The organism is Blattabacterium cuenoti STAT (assembly GCF_003573915.1).
GTDB lineage: Bacteria > Bacteroidota > Bacteroidia > Flavobacteriales > Blattabacteriaceae > Blattabacterium > Blattabacterium cuenoti_A.
On sequence record NZ_AP014608.1, the window covers coordinates 57,774 to 73,719 of the forward strand.

Annotated in this window: 13 protein-coding genes; 6 read left to right on the top strand and 7 right to left on the bottom strand. The window is 24.0% G+C overall.

All coding sequences use genetic code 11. The annotated features are described in order from the left end of the window. Positions 1 to 17 precede the first annotated feature (17 nt). Both STAT_RS00230 and STAT_RS00235 read right to left on the bottom strand, forming a co-directional pair. Positions 18 to 674, bottom strand: a complete 657-nt coding sequence (locus STAT_RS00230; RefSeq protein ID WP_119305810.1) for an alpha/beta hydrolase — start codon at positions 672 to 674, stop codon at positions 18 to 20. A gap of 13 nt (positions 675 to 687) precedes the next feature. Next, positions 688 to 1,362: an ABC transporter ATP-binding protein gene (locus tag STAT_RS00235; protein WP_119305289.1), complete on the bottom strand. Its 675-nt coding sequence runs from the start codon at positions 1,360 to 1,362 to the stop codon at positions 688 to 690. An 83-nt stretch (positions 1,363 to 1,445) separates the two neighbouring features. Between STAT_RS00235 and sucC the strand changes: the two genes are divergently transcribed. The 4 genes from sucC to STAT_RS00255 all read left to right on the top strand — a co-directional run bounded on the left by sucC (position 1,446) and on the right by STAT_RS00255 (position 7,012). After that, positions 1,446 to 2,648 (top strand): ADP-forming succinate--CoA ligase subunit beta, encoded by a 1,203-nt coding sequence (gene sucC / locus STAT_RS00240; RefSeq protein ID WP_119305290.1) that lies wholly within the window; start codon positions 1,446 to 1,448, stop codon positions 2,646 to 2,648. Positions 2,649 to 2,661: 13 nt separating this feature from the next. Next, positions 2,662 to 4,170, top strand: a complete 1,509-nt coding sequence (locus STAT_RS00245; RefSeq protein WP_119305291.1) for a DNA polymerase III delta subunit-related protein — start codon at positions 2,662 to 2,664, stop codon at positions 4,168 to 4,170. A gap of 109 nt (positions 4,171 to 4,279) precedes the next feature. Beyond that, positions 4,280 to 6,379: an ATP-dependent Clp protease ATP-binding subunit gene (locus tag STAT_RS00250; protein ID WP_119305292.1), complete on the top strand. Its 2,100-nt coding sequence runs from the start codon at positions 4,280 to 4,282 to the stop codon at positions 6,377 to 6,379. 45 nt (positions 6,380 to 6,424) lie between these two features. Continuing rightward, entirely contained in the window at positions 6,425 to 7,012 is a 588-nt protein-coding gene (locus STAT_RS00255) for an endonuclease III domain-containing protein (RefSeq protein ID WP_119305293.1), read from the top strand. A gap of 10 nt (positions 7,013 to 7,022) precedes the next feature. On the opposite strand, the gene STAT_RS00260 is transcribed toward STAT_RS00255, so the two are convergent. Genes STAT_RS00260 through STAT_RS00280 form a run of 5 tightly spaced genes read right to left on the bottom strand, consistent with a single transcriptional unit; the run spans position 7,023 to position 11,409 of the window. After that, positions 7,023 to 7,376, bottom strand: a complete 354-nt coding sequence (locus STAT_RS00260; protein WP_119305294.1) for a DUF3127 domain-containing protein — start codon at positions 7,374 to 7,376, stop codon at positions 7,023 to 7,025. 12 nt (positions 7,377 to 7,388) lie between these two features. Then, on the bottom strand, positions 7,389 to 8,324 hold the full coding sequence (locus tag STAT_RS00265; protein ID WP_119305295.1) for an SPFH domain-containing protein: 936 nt from the start codon (positions 8,322 to 8,324) through the stop codon (positions 7,389 to 7,391). Positions 8,325 to 8,335: 11 nt separating this feature from the next. Then, positions 8,336 to 8,653: an iron-sulfur cluster assembly protein gene (locus STAT_RS00270; RefSeq protein WP_119305296.1), complete on the bottom strand. Its 318-nt coding sequence runs from the start codon at positions 8,651 to 8,653 to the stop codon at positions 8,336 to 8,338. After that, on the bottom strand, positions 8,646 to 10,028 hold the full coding sequence (locus STAT_RS00275) for a M16 family metallopeptidase (RefSeq protein ID WP_244273566.1): 1,383 nt from the start codon (positions 10,026 to 10,028) through the stop codon (positions 8,646 to 8,648). Before STAT_RS00275 ends, STAT_RS00270 begins: the two co-directional genes overlap by 8 nt. A 52-nt stretch (positions 10,029 to 10,080) precedes the next feature. Beyond that, complete coding sequence (locus STAT_RS00280) at positions 10,081 to 11,409, bottom strand: M16 family metallopeptidase (protein ID WP_244273567.1); 1,329 nt, start codon at positions 11,407 to 11,409, stop codon at positions 10,081 to 10,083. Between the two features lie 190 nt (positions 11,410 to 11,599). Between STAT_RS00280 and STAT_RS00285 the strand changes: the two genes are divergently transcribed. Together STAT_RS00285 and STAT_RS00290 are read left to right on the top strand one after the other, a co-directional pair. After that, entirely contained in the window at positions 11,600 to 12,922 is a 1,323-nt protein-coding gene (locus STAT_RS00285) for a c-type cytochrome (protein ID WP_119305299.1), read from the top strand. A gap of 51 nt (positions 12,923 to 12,973) precedes the next feature. Then, positions 12,974 to 15,946, top strand: a complete 2,973-nt coding sequence (locus STAT_RS00290) for a 4Fe-4S dicluster domain-containing protein (protein WP_119305300.1) — start codon at positions 12,974 to 12,976, stop codon at positions 15,944 to 15,946.

Sequence of the window (15,946 nt, forward strand, 5' to 3'; positions counted from 1 at the left end):
TTAATTAATTTATTTTATTAGAAATGTTTTTCTTTAATCCATTTAATAAGATCTTTATAATTTAAATGATTTAAAGTATGTCCAGAATCATATTCTTTATAAAAAAAAAGTATTTGTTTTTCTTTCAAAAATTTTAATCCTTTTTTTGTCCAATTTATAGGAATTATGGAATCATATTTTCCATGAGATATAAAAAATTCTAAATCTGAATAATAATTTATATTTTTTGGAAAAATATTATTTTCTAAATATCCACTTAAAGAAATTACTCTTTTTATTTTATCAGAATTTTTTAATGCGATTGCATAACTTAAAATAGCTCCTTGACTAAATCCACATATCCATACTGGATTTTTTCTAAGTTTATATTCTTCTATAGATTCATGTATGAAATATGATATTTTTTCAATAGTTTCTTTAGCTTGTATTATATTAATGAATTTATTTTTATTATCGAAATCTATATCATACCAAGAATATTTATTTGTTCCAATAGAATAGAAACCTTGAATACTAATTATAAAAAAATCCTCTGGAATATCTTTTTGAAAAGAAAAAAGGTCTTTTTCATTACTACCATATCCGTGGATCATCAAAAAAAGAGTATTTTCATTCCCATATACAGGTTTTCTTATAATATGTTTAATAGAAAGTTTTTTTTTGAATAAATACATAAGATATTTTGATTTATTTATCAATTTTGTACAATTTTCCGTTTTCTATTTTTAGTTTTTCGTTAGCCATATTTGCTAATTGCAAATTATGAGTAACGATTAAAAAAGTTTGTTTGAATTTAATATTCAAAAAATAAAAAAAATTATGCAATTTTTCTGCATTTTTTTCATCTAGATTTCCAGAAGGTTCATCCGCAAAAATAATTTTTGGATCATTAATCAAAGCTCTCGCTATAGAAACCCTCTGTTTCTGACCTCCAGATAGTTCTTCTATTTTTGAATTTTCATATTTATATAAATTTAATTCTTTTAATAAGTTTATAGCTTTTTTCTTTACTTCTTTTTTATTAACATTTTTAATAAAACCTGGTAAACAGATATTTTCTAACACAGTAAATTCAGGAAGAAGTTTAGGAGTTTGAAATATAAAACCTATTTTTTGATTTCTCAAAATAGAAAGCTCTTTTTCAGTAAGAGATAATATTTCTTTTTTATTTATTTTTATAATAGTTTTTTTTTGATTTATAGTCGGTTTTTCTAAAGTTCCTAAAATATGTAATAAAGTACTTTTTCCTGCTCCAGATTCCCCTAAAATACATGCTATACTTCCTTTTTTTACCATAATGTTTACTCCATTTAAAATTTTTTTTCCTCCAAAAAATTTATAAATATTTTTAGCCTGAATCATTTTTTTGTAATTTTAGAAAAATCTTCTTTGTAAGAAATTAAACTAATTTTAGTTTAAATTTAGTTTTAATTAAATTTAATTCAATGAATTTACATGAATACCAAGGTAGAGAAATATTAAATTCTTTTTCCATTAAAGTTCCTTATGGAGAGATTGCTTCATCTCCTGAAGAAGCTGTAAAAATTGCTAAAATTATTTTTAAAAAAACTAAAAAAAATTCTTTAGTTATTAAAGCTCAAATCCATGCTGGAGGAAGAGGAAAAGCTGGAGGTATTCAAATAGCAAAAAATTTGGAAGAAGTTTATGAAAAATCTAAAAATATTTTAGGAAAATTTTTAATAACACCTCAAACTTCTAAAAAAGGAAAATTAGTTCGAAAAGTTTTGTTATCTGAAGATATTTATTTTTCTGAACTTAGTTCTCCTATAGAGTATTATTTATCCATACTATTAAATCGTGATATAGAAAAAAATATAATTCTTTATTCTAAAGAAGGAGGGGTTAATGTAGAAAATATTTCAAAAAAAAATTCAATGTATACAGAAATTATAGACCCTATATTAGGACTTCAATTATTTCAAACAAAAAAAATTGGTTTTAATTTAGGAATTTATGATAATGAATCTTTAAAAAATTTTAGTTTTTTTTTATTTTCACTATATAAAGCATATGTCTCTTCTGATATTTTATTATTAGAAATCAATCCTTTGATAAGAACGTTTGATAAAAAAATTATACCAGTTGACATAAAAGTGATTTTAGATGATAACGCTTTATTTCGTCATAAAAAATATAACACGATCTGTTGTAAAGATAATGATGTTAATAAAATTGAAAAAGAAGCATATAAAACGAAATTAAATTTTTTAAAATTAGAAGGAAATGTAGGATGTATGGTAAATGGCGCTGGATTAGCAATGGCTACTATGGATATGATTAAATTTTGTGGAGGGGTTCCTGCTAATTTTTTAGATATAGGAGGTTCTGCAGATGTAGAACGTGTAGAAAAAGCTTTTTATCTAATATTAAAGGATAAATATGTGAAAACAATATTAATCAATATATTCGGAGGAATCGTACGTTGTGATACAGTAGCAAAAGGAATTATAAATTCTTTTTCCAATCTTCATAAAGATTTAAAAAAAATTCCTATTGTTGTTCGTTTGCAAGGAACAAATGATAAAATTGCAAAAGATTTGATTAAAAAAAGTTTATTACCTATCTATTCTACTGATACTTTAAAAGAAGCAGCTGATAAAATTCAAAAAATTTTGTATTTGAAATAAAATTTATTTTTATATGAATAAAGTTTTTTCTGTATTATCTGAAAAATACAAACCTTTAAAATGGAGTGAAGTAGTAGGACAAGAAGATGTAATTTTAATTTTAAAAAAAGCAATACAGGAAAATCGTTTATCTCAATTTTTATTCTTTTTTGGTCCAAAAGGCGTAGGAAAGAATATATGTGCACAAATTTTATCCAATAAATTAAATTCCTTTTCAGATGAAAAATATTATTCTTTGAATAAATTTGAAATCAATGGATATTTTAATAATTCATTAGAATATATTTATAAAATTATTAGTCAATTTCGTTTCTATCCCAAATTAGGAAAATATAATATATTTATAATCAATAATGTACATATGTTTTCTCAATGTTTTTTCAATGTATTTCTAGAATTTATAGAAGAAGGACATTCACATGTTTTATTTATTTTTTGTAGTAGAGAAGAAAAAAAAATTCCAAAATTTATTTTATCACGTTGTCAAGTTTTTGAATTTAAAAAAATTCCTACAAAAAAAATTTTTTTACATTTAAGAATGATTTCTGAAAAAGAAAATATAGAAATAGAAAATGAAGCCTTATTGATTTTATCAAAACATGTAAAAGGATCTATTAGTGAAGCACTTTATTTATTTGATAGATTGATTTTATATAAAAATAAAAAAATATCTAAAGAATTCCTAATTCAAAAATTAGGAATTATTGACCTTAAATATTATTTTATAATAGTAGATTATCTTTTAGATAAAAAAATACATAAAATATTCATTTTATTGGATAAAATTTTACAAAAAAAAGTTAATTCTTACGAATTAATTTTAGGACTAATCAAACATTTTAGAAATTTATTTTTATCTAAAAATTATGAAACAATTTCGATTTTGAAATTTAAAAAAGAAATAATATTTTCTTACATTGTTCAATCAAAAAAAATTTCTAATTTTTTTTTAATGAATGCTTTGACCATTTGTCTTAAATTGAAAAAAGAATATGAAAAATTAAGTCAAAATTATAGATTAACAATCGAAATTTATTTAATGCAGTTAGCATATCTATTTGATAATAAAAAAAATGAGGATTCTTTTTTAATAAAAGAAGATAAAAAAAATGAGGATTCTTTTTTAATAAAAGAAGATAAAAAAAATGAAAAAATTAAATTTTTACAAAAAAATTGGATAGAATATTTACAGAATTATTCTGGTAAAATAAACCCTGTTTATTTATATTTTTTGAAAAATGAAATCCAATTTCAAATTAAAAAAAATAAAATATTTTTCGTTATTCCATCTAAATTAGGAAATCGCAGTTTTTTTTTAATTCAAACATATTTTTTTAAATATTTTAAAAAAAAATTCAATTATCCACATTTAGAATTTGAAATTATAAAAAAAAATTCAAGTACAATAAAAAAATATAATCTTTTATATCAGAAAAATAAATTAATAGAAACATTAATAGAACGGTTAAATTTAAAAATATCTTGTTATAAAATACAAGAAAAAAAAAATTCTTGTATATAATTTTTTTCTTGTATAAAATTTATTTTTTATTCAAATTATTATAATTTATAAAAATGGAATAGAGATTTTATTTTTTTTGATTTATAAAATATTTTAATGATTTTAATTTATGATTTATCATTATTCATCAAACAGTATAAAAAAAATTTTTTTCTCTTCTAGTTATTCCGATGAAGATATTGAAAATGAAAGTTCTTCCTATTCTTACGGATCTGGCGGAACAGGTTCTGGTTACTATGGAGGGATAAAAAGTAAAACTCCTGTTTTGGATAATTTTGGAAGAGACTTAAATTCCATAGCTATGGAAGGAAAATTAGATCCCGTTGTAGGAAGAGATAAAGAAGTTGAACGTGTTTCTCAAATATTGAGTAGAAGAAAAAAAAATAACCCTCTTCTTATAGGAGAACCTGGAGTAGGAAAATCTGCTATTGCTGAAGGATTAGCATTACGTATTGTACAAAAAAAAGTTTCAAGAGTTTTATACAATAAAAGAATAGTTGTTTTAGATTTGGCAAGTTTAGTTGCTGGAACTAAATATAGAGGTCAATTTGAAGAAAGAATAAAAGCCATTATAAACGAATCAGAAAAAAATGAAGGTCTAATTCTTTTCATAGATGAAATTCATACTATGATTGGAGCAGGAGGAACTACTGGATCTTTAGATGCTTCTAATATTTTTAAACCGGCTTTAGCAAGAGGTTATATTCAATGTATTGGAGCAACAACATTAAATGAATATAGACAATATATAGAAAAAGATGGAGCCTTAGAAAGGAGATTCCAAAAAATCATAGTTCAACCTTCTTCTGAAAAAGAAACTATAGAAATTTTAGGAAAAATAAAAGGAAAATATGAAAGTCATCACAATGTTATTTATACAGAAAAAGCAATAAAGGCTTGTGTAAAACTTACTGTTCGATATATTGTAGATCGTTTTTTACCAGATAAAGCGATTGATGCTTTAGATGAAGCTGGATCTCGTGTTCATATTAAAAACATAAAAGTTCCACAAAAAATAGTTCTTTTAGAAAAAGAAATTGAAAGTATTCGAAAAGAAAAATCTAGAGTTGTTAAAAGTCAAAAATACGAAGAAGCAGCACGTTTACGTGATACAGAAAAACGCATAGAAAAAGAATTAATAAAAGCCCAAAAAGAGTGGGAAGAGTCTTCTAAAAAAAATAAAGAAATTGTATCCGAAGAAAATGTTGAAGAAGTGGTATCAATGATGAGTGGTGTTCCAATAAACAAAATTTCTCAAGCTGAAATGAAAAAATTGAGCAAAATGATAGATGTTTTAAAAGAAAAAATAGTAGGACAGGACGAAGCCATAGAAAAAATAGTAAAAGCAGTTCAAAGAAATAGAGCTGGATTAAAAGATCCTAATTCTCCTATAGGATCTTTTATTTTTTTAGGACAAACAGGAGTAGGAAAAACTTTTTTAGCAAAAATTTTTTCTAAAGAATTATTTGATTCAGAAGAATCATTAATTCGTATAGATATGAGTGAATATATGGAAAAATTTTCTGTATCTAGATTAATAGGAGCTCCTCCAGGTTATGTAGGTTACGAAGAAGGAGGACAATTAACGGAAATTATACGTCGTAACCCTTATTCTGTAATATTATTAGATGAAATAGAAAAAGCACATCATGAAGTATTTAATGTTTTATTACAAATGTTAGATTATGGATGTGTTACAGATAGTATTGGAAGAAAAATAAATTTTAAAAATACTGTAATTATTTTTACTTCAAATATAGGTACAAAACAATTAAAAGAATTTGGACAGGGAATAGGATTTCATACTCAAGCAAGAAAATTAAATAATTACATCAAAAATGTACTAGAACAAGCTTTAAAACGGACTTTTTCTCCTGAATTCTTAAATAGAATAGATGATGTTATTATTTTTAATTCTTTAACAAAAGAAAATATATTAAAAATAACTCATATTGAGTTGAATAAAATAATTCTTCATCTTTCTAATCTAGGCTATGAATTAGTATTATTTCCTGAAGTAATAGATTTTATTCAAAAAATAGGGTTTGATCAAGAATATGGAGCACGTCCTTTGAAAAGAGGAATAGAAAAATTTATAAAAAATCCTATATCGGAATATATAATAAATGAAAAATTAAAAAAAGGAGATAAAATTTTATTAAAAATGAACATAAATAATGACAACGTAGAAATATTTATTCATCAATAAAATGAATTCTATTTTAAAAAAAAAATTCAAATTATTGAAAAAACATTGAATTTTTTATATCCCAACCCAATTCCTACTTTATATTATACTAACGAATATACTTTATTGATTTCTATTTTATTAAGTTCTAGAACTCAAGAAAAAAAAGTAAACGAAATTACAAAAATTTTATTTAAAAAAATAAAAAAACCCACAGATACAGTGTGTCTTTCCATTAAAAATATGGAAAATATTATAAAAAATATAGGAATTTACAAAAAAAAATCTAAAAATATTTATGATTTATCTGTTATTTTAATTAAAAAATATAATGAACTAATTCCGAAAAACATTTCGGAATTAAAAAGTTTACCTGGAATAGGACATAAGACGGCATCTGTTTTCTTATCTTATGTATCCAATATTCCCGTATTTCCTGTAGATACCCATATTCATAGAATGATGATTCGTTGGAAATTAAGTAACGGAAAAAATGTTCAACAAACAGAAAAAGATGCAAAACGTTTTTTCAAAAAAGAAAATTGGAAAAAATTACATCTTCAAATTATTTTTTATGCTAAAAAATATTCTCCCTCTAGAAAATGGAATTTAAAAAAAGATCTTATCTATCAAGAATTAATAAAAATTAAATAATATATAATTTTTAAAAAGGTAAATCATCAAAATCATCAGGAGATAAAGGAGAAGATGGAGTAGAAGAAAGTTTATTTGAAGATTTTTCTGTTGAAAAATATTCAATTTTCCATCCTTGAACAGAATTAAAATATCTAATAATTCCTTCAGGATTCTTCCATTCTCTTCCTCGAAGATTAATAAATATTTTTACTTTATCTTTTAATTTTATATTTTCTAATAAATCTACTTTATCTTGAATAAATTCAATCAATATATTTTGAGAATATGGTTCTTCAGTAGTAAGAACTATTTCTCTTTTTTGAAATCCGCTATCAAATTTTTGAGTATCAAATAATTTTTTGACTATTCCTATGATTTCCATGGAAATTAAAATTTATTTTTTTTTACTGTTATTCTTTTTTTTAATAGTTTCTCCAATTTGACTAGAGATATTAAATGAAGTAATCATATTATTTAACATTTCATTAGCTGATCCCGGTGAATTAGGCAATAAAATTAAATTAGTATTTCCACTTTCTCCCATAGATTGAAGAGTATCATAATGTTGTGTTACAACAATTAATGCAGAAGCTTCTTGTGAATTAATTCCTACATTATTTAAAACTTCTACAGAATCTAAAATTCCTCTAGCAATCTCTCTTCGTTGATCAGCCGTACCTTTTCCTTGTAATTTTTTACTTTCAGCTTCTGCTTTTGCTTTAGCTACAATTTTAATTCTATCAGCTTCTGCTTTATATTCAGCGGCAACTTTTTCTCTTTCAGCTGTATTAATACGATTCATCGCTTGTTTTACTTGTTCATCTGGATCAAGATCTGTAACTAACGCTTTAATTATAGAATATCCATAGTTTAACATAGATCCTTGCAATTCTCCTTTAACAGCAAGGGCTATATGATCTTTTCTTTCAAAAACATCATCTAAACGCATTTTTGGAACTTCCGCTCTAACAACATCAAATATATAAGAAGTAATTTGAGCATGAGAATTATCTAATTTATAAAATGCATCATATACTTTATCTTTAATTACCTTAAATTGAACTGATACTTTTACTTTTACAAAAACATTATCTTTTGTTTTTGTATCTACTAATACATCCAATTGTTGAATTTTTAATGTAAGTTTTCCCACTATATTATCCATAACAGGAATTTTAAAATTCAAACCAGCATAACGGATACTATGAAATTTCCCCATTCTCTCAAGAATAGCAGCGGTTTCCTGGTTTATTGTAAAAATAAAACTAGAAAAAATAGATAATATCAAAAGAACTAATATTACATAAAATAATAAACTGAAAATACTCATATTCAAAAAATTTATAACAATCCTAATTCTAAACGCGCTTCATCACTCATAAATTCCCTACTCCAAGGCGGATCAAATGTTAAAATTACATCTACTTCTTTTATTTCTTGTATAGATTGGACTTTTCTTTTAACTTCTAATGGTAAACTATCTGCTACTGGACAATTAGGTGTTGTTAAAGTCATTACTATTTTCACTTTGTCTTTTTCATAAATCTTAACATCATAAATCAGCCCTAATTCATAAATATCTACTGAAATTTCTGGATCAAAAATACTTTTCAATACAAAAATAATACGATCTTCTAAAGAAGGACTTTTATTATTCATTTTTTTTATTGATTAAAGATCCAAATCTATCAAAATAACGGATAGGATAACCTAATTTTTTTATATTAGGTAGTATATCATGAGCTTTTCCGACAATTATGATTCTCCCATTTTTTTGAAAAAAAAATTTTTGACATGATCGATAAATATCGTCTATTGTTACTAACTCTAGTTTATTTAAAAAATTCTTATAAAATCCACTTGGGAGATTATTTTTTAATTCACATATAAAAAGATCATTGATTCTATTAGGATCTTCAAAATCAAGAATAAATTGGCCACTAATTTCTTTTTTCTTAATATCTAATTCTTCTAAAGAAATTTTATTTTTCGTTATTTCAAAAATTTCTTTTATAATATCCTTAATTGCTTTTTCTGTTACTTCATTTCTTACTTGAGTATAAACTGAAAAACAACCAATATTTCTATCAGATCTTAAAATAGAATATGCTCCATATGTATAAGCTTTTTTTTCTCTAAGATTCAAAAATAAACGACTTTGAGGCCCTCCTCCTAAAATTCCATTTGCTAACATAGAAGAAAAATATTCAGGATCATTTTTTTTCAAACAAATTGGTCCTCCAAAACAAATAGTAGATTGAGTTAAAGAAGGAATATCTACTATATCTATTTCTATTTTAGATGGAATTACATACTCTTTAATAACCGGATCTTCTTTATACGATTTTCTTTTCCATTCGGAAAAATAAAGGTTACATAATTTTTCTGCTTCTTTTTGAGATATATCTCCAATAAAAGAAAGATAAGATATATTTGGTATATAATATTTATCATATAATTTTTTTAAATCATGAAGAGTTATATTTTTAATTGTATCATGAGTTTCATATTCTCCATAAGGATGATTTTTTCCAAAATATAAAACATTTCGTACTATTTGTAAAATAGAATTGGGATCTTTTTCTGAAAGACTAATATCTATAATTCTTTGTTTTATGATTTTATTCAACTCTTTTGAGTTATCAAATTTACTATTCATCAAAATATCACTCATTATAGATATAGATTTATCTAAATATTTTTTCATAGTGAAAATGGATGTTTCAGAAAAAGAAGTATATAAACTACATCCCATATAATCAATTATATCATCTAATTCTTCTTTTGTATAATTTTTTGTTCCAGAACGAAGCATTTGACCAAAAATTTTTTTGATTCCAGCTTTGTCTTTTTCCAAAAAAGGTTTATAATTCAATTCTAATCCAATTCTAACTAAAGGAAGTTTATGATTCTCCACAATAAGAACCTTTAATCCGTTTTTCATCTGAAAAAAATTAGGATTTTCAATATTTATAGTAGTTTTTCTTTTGAGAGATTTAGGGGGTAAATTTCGATTAAATATATGAGCAAACATAATTGTTGTATGAAAAAAAATTATTCCTAAAAAGATTGTTTTGAAAAAAAAATTATTTATTATTTGTATGATCGTTATCCGGAACATTATATAAACGAACTCTATTATTTTTATTTAAATATTTATTAGCAACTTTTTTTATGTCTTCTGGAGAAATATTTTTATATTTTTCTATATCCGTATTAATTAAATCAGCATCATGGTAATATAATGAATAATAAGATAAATTCGCGGTAATTCCACTCATAGAATAGTTATCTGAAATAAATTTTTTTTCAAAATAGTTTTTTTGTTTTTCCAATTCATATTTTGTTACACCTTTTTCTTTCAAAAGATCTATTTCATCATCTATTATTTTTGTTAATTCATCTAATGAAACTCCTGGATTGATCAATCCATATATCATAAAAATACCATAATCTTCCATTGTATCTAAAGATGAACCAGCATAAGATGCTGATTGTTTTGTATTTACAATATTTTTCATAATTCTAGAACTTTCTCCAGAAGAAAATACATGGTCAATCATCTTTAATACATAAGAATCCTTGCTTGTAAGTTTTGGAACTCTATATGATAAAAAAACTCCAGGAACTTTTGTATTCTTATCTATATAAGTATAAAATATCTCTTTTTTCATTGGCTCTTCTTCTATTTTTTTCATTCTAAAATTCCTTTTTCCTTTAGGAATAGATGAAAAATATTTTTTAATCAGTTTCCTAGCTTCATCCATATCAAAATCTCCTGAAACAACTAAAATCGCATTATTTGGAACATAATAAGTTTTGTAAAATTCTCTGTAATCTGCTTCTGTAGCATTATCTAAATCTTGATATAATCCAATAATTGGATATTTGTATGGATGTTTTTTAAATAATAAAGAAGGAATAATTTCAGAAATAGCTTTTACATATGGTTGATTTTCTACACGCATTTTTTTTTCTTCTTTAACCACTTCTCTTTGTATATTAATGCTTTCTTCATCCACTTTAGCATGAAGCATTCTTTCCGATTCTAACCACAAAGCTAATGGAAGACGATCTGATGGTAGAATTTCATAATAACAAGTTTCATCATGGTTTGTATAAGCATTATTTTTTCCTCCATTAGAAGCAATATACTTGAAATATTCTCCTTTTTTAACATTTTTAGATCCTTCAAACATAAGATGTTCAAAAAAATGAGCAAAACCTGATTTTCCAGGAATTTCATTTTTGCTTCCTACATGATATAAAACAGAAACAGAAACTAAAGGATTTGTTTTATCTTGATGTAAAATAACATGCAGTCCATTTGATAGTTTTTCTTCGAAAAACTTAATTTGATACAATTTTTTAGAACGATTAAAATTTTTAGAATTCAAATTATTATTCAGTATCATAGTTATAAACATTAATAATAAAAAAAAGTAAATCCTATTATTCATTTCATGAAACAAAGTTAAAGATTCAAAAAAGAAATTTACAAATTTTTTTTTCTAAAAATAAGGGATTTTTTCTTTTACTTCTGATTATTTTTATTATAATAACTGGAAAATATATGAATTCATAATATATATTCATTAAAAAAGTATGAGAAAAATTTTATTTTTTATCTTCATTTTTCTTTCTATTTTTTTAGATTTAGAAGGGAGAAAATTAAAAGCTGATAAAGAAAATGTTGAAAATGGAATGGAACTTTTTAAAAAGAATTGCACAGCATGTCATTCCATAGATTTAGAAAAAAAAATGATAGGACCTCCTTTAAGTGGAGTAACTGAAAAAAGAACTCGTAAATGGTTACATCAATGGATTAAAAATAATAAATCTTTAAGAGAGAGTGGAGATAAAGAAGCGTTAGAAATTTATAAAGAATATGGAAATGTAGAAATGAATCCATTTTTGCATTTATCTGAAAAAGAAATAGATGATATACTGTCTTTTATAAAAAATCCAATTTTAAAAAAAAAAGAAAATCATGAAATAAATAATAATGAATTTAATAATAATTACGAAAATGATAAAGAAGAAAATAAATTTTTAGTCAAATTTATTATTTTTTGTTTTGGAATTTTGTCTTTAATTCTACTTTGGATTTTATATAGAATACAAATTCTAATCAGGTTAATTAATAAAAAAGAAAAAACGGAAGTTTATACTTTTAAGAAATGGGATTTTATAATAAATATTTTATACAAAAAAATATTAGGAAATGATAAAAAAAAGTGGTATTTACTTTCTTGTTTTACAGGTCTTTTTATGTTATTTGGAGTATATGAAACTTGGTTTTATTTAATGAAAATAGATGTAAATAGAGGATATAAACCTAAACAACCTATTTATTTTTCTCACAAAATCCATTCTGAAATTAATAAAATTGATTGTCAATATTGTCATTCTTCTGCGAAATATAGCAAGGTATCTGGAATTCCTTCAGCAAATGTTTGTATGAACTGTCATATAACTATTTATGAATATAATGGAAATTATTTGGAAAAAGGAAAAAGTAGAGATGAATATAATCAAGAAATTCAAAAAATATATAAGGCTATTGGATGGGATCCGGAAACAAGAAAATATTCTAAAAAAATACATCCTATTCAATGGATACGAATTCATAATATGCCGGATTTTGTCTATTTTGATCATTCTCAACACATCATAACGGGAGAGAAAGAAATTAAAAAATTAAAAAAAGTAAATTTAGTTTGTAGTGCTTGTCATGGAGAAGTTCAAAAAATGGATACAGTAGAAATGTCTAATGATTTTACTATGGAATGGTGTTTATCTTGTCATAAAAATGTAGGAATAAACAAAGAAAATAAATATTATAAAGAATATTTTCCGAATAAAATAAAAAATAAAATCACTATTGATATGACGGGAGGTACAGAATGTGCTAAATGTCATTATTGAAATAGAAATGAAAACGAAAGTGATTATTAATAAAATTATTATGAAATAAATATGAAATCAGAAAAAACTAAAAAAATATATAAAAATTATAATCCAATCAAAAATCTATTTCAAGGGAAAACATCTAGACGTGATTTTCTTAAGTGGATAGGATTTAGTACTGCTTCGGTAACTTTAGCTGCTTGTAAAGGTCCAGTTATAAAATCTATTCCTTATGTAGTTAAACCAGAAGATATTACTCCAGGAATTCCAAATTATTATGCATCAACTATGATTGATACTTTCGATATAGGAAGTGTTTTAGTAAAAACGAGAGAAGGTCGTCCTATAAAAATAGAACCTAATTCTTCTTCCGATTTTTTTAATACAACTTCTGCAAGAATCCAATCTTCTTTATTTTCTCTTTACGACGAAGAAAGATTAAAAAATCCTATATTTAAAGGAAAAAAAAGTTCTTGGAAAGAAATAGATAATTATATTATTCAAAATTTGAAATTTTTATCTAAAATAAAAAAAAATATAGTTTTTCTTTCTTATTCTTTTCCAAGTTTTTCTACAAAAAAATTAATCCAAGATTTCAAAAAAAAATATCCTTGTACAAAATGGGTTACTTATGATCCTATTTCTTATTCCAAAGTTTTGGATGCTTCAGAAGAGATATTCGGAATTCGTGGTTTTCCATTCTTTGATTTAAATAAATCAAAATTAATAATTTCATTTGATGCTGATTTTTTGGGAGACTGGAGTCCAGAGAATATGGCTAAATCTTACGTTCTTAATAGAAATCCCGAAAAAAAAATGATGCAACATATTCAAATAGAAAGTAATATGACGATAAGTGGAGCAAATGCAGATATTCGTTTATCTAAAAAACCTTCTGATATAAAAAAAATGTTGCTTGAAATTTTTCAAAATATTTGTTTAGGAAAGCAGATAAAAGATAAAAATTCTGAAAAAATAGTTTCATTAATAAAAAAAATAGGATCTAAAAGTGTAATTCTTGCAGACGGAGATCAAGAGTCCTATGAATTATCTTTTTTAATTAATAAAAAAATTAATAGTAACGCACTTCAAAATGATAAATTTATTTTTTCAAAAGAAAGTAATGATAAGGACTTCAAAAGTTTCTTGAAAGATTTAGAAAACGAAAATATTGGAGGTTTATTTATTCATAATGTTAATCCTATTTATAGTCTTCCATTGTCTCTTTCTAAAAAAGTAAAGGAATTTATAAAAAAAATCCCTCTAACAGTTTCGTTTTCTATGAATAAAAATGAAACTAATGAAAATATGGATATAATAGCGCCTATTCCTCATTGGTTAGAAAGTTGGGGAGACACTTATCCTATTACTAATATTTATACATTAATTCAGCCTACAATTCAATGTATTTTTAATACGAGACAATTTCAAGATTCTTTAGTAATTTGGAGTGGGATTCAAGAAAAAAATTATTACGAGTATTTGAAAAAAATTTGGGAAAAAAATATTATTCCAAAATCCAATGTTTCTTCTTTTAATGAAGCTTTATTTCATGGTGTAGTAAAGACTAAAAATCATAAACCTATTTTAAATAATCTTTCAAAAAAAATAAACCAAAAAATAAGGAAATATGAAAAAAAAATAATTTATCCAAAAAAAATAGAAAAAAATTTTGAACTTAAATTATATACTAAAATTAGTATGGGAGATGGAAATCAATATAATAATCCTTGGTTACAAGAACTTCCAGATCCGATTACACGTACTACTTGGGAAAATTATTTAACTATATCATACTTTGATGCAAATAAAATGGAATTAAAAAATTGGAATTCTGGAGATGGATCTTTAAATGGAAATTGTGTTGATTTAATCAAGAATAATCAAACAATCATACATGATATTCCTGTTTTTATTCAACCTGGTCAAGCTATAGGATCTTTAGGTTTTTCTTTTGGTTATGGTCAAGAAAAAGGAAAATTAACTAAAATTACTCAAGGAACAAATGCTTACAGAAGCTATGAAAATTTTTTCGTAATACAAAATAATATACAACTTAGAAAAGTAAATAAAATACATAAGTTTTCTTGCGTGCAATTACACCACACGATGGTAGGAAGAAATTTGGTGAAAGAAACAGATTTAAATTTATTTTTAAATAATCCAAAAGAAGTTTGGAATGAAAAAGAAAAAATTTCAACTCATAAAGGAATGCTTTCTCCAGATAAAATTTCTATTTGGAATCAAAATTATAAAAAAAACGAAAAAAGAAACGGGCATCATTTTAATTTATCCATAGATTTAAATGCTTGTATTGGATGTGGGGCTTGTATTATTGCATGTCATTCTGAAAATAATGTTCCTGTAGTTGGAAAAGAAGAAATAGAAAAATATAGAGATATGCATTGGTTACGTGTAGATAGATATTATTTTCCAGATGATTCATCTAAAGAAAAAACAAAAAAAAATGAAGATAACATTTATGAGAATCCAAAAGTAGTTTTTCAACCTATTATGTGTCAACATTGTGATAATGCACCTTGTGAATCTGTGTGTCCAGTTGGAGCCACTTCTCATGGAAAACAAGGACAAAATATGATGACTTATAATCGTTGTATAGGAACACGTTATTGTGCAAACAATTGTCCTTATAAAGTAAGACGATTTAATTGGTTTAATTATGTTAATAATCAAAAATTTGATTTCAACATGAATAATTCTTTAGGAAAAATGATGCTAAATCCAGATGTAGTTATCAGAACTAGAGGGGTTATGGAGAAGTGTTCTTTATGCATACAAAGAACACAATATGTCATAGGAATTGCAAAAAAAGAAAATAGAAAAGTTCAAGATAAAGAATTTGAAACAGCTTGTAGTATCTCTTGTCCTACTAAAGCTATCACTTTTGGTGATATAAACGATCCTACTAGCATTATTTCTAAAAAAGTAAAAAATTCTAGATCTTATAAACTATTAGAGTTTATAGGAGTAAGACCTAATGTATCTTATCAACTGAAAATTAGAAATAAAAATAAAAAATGA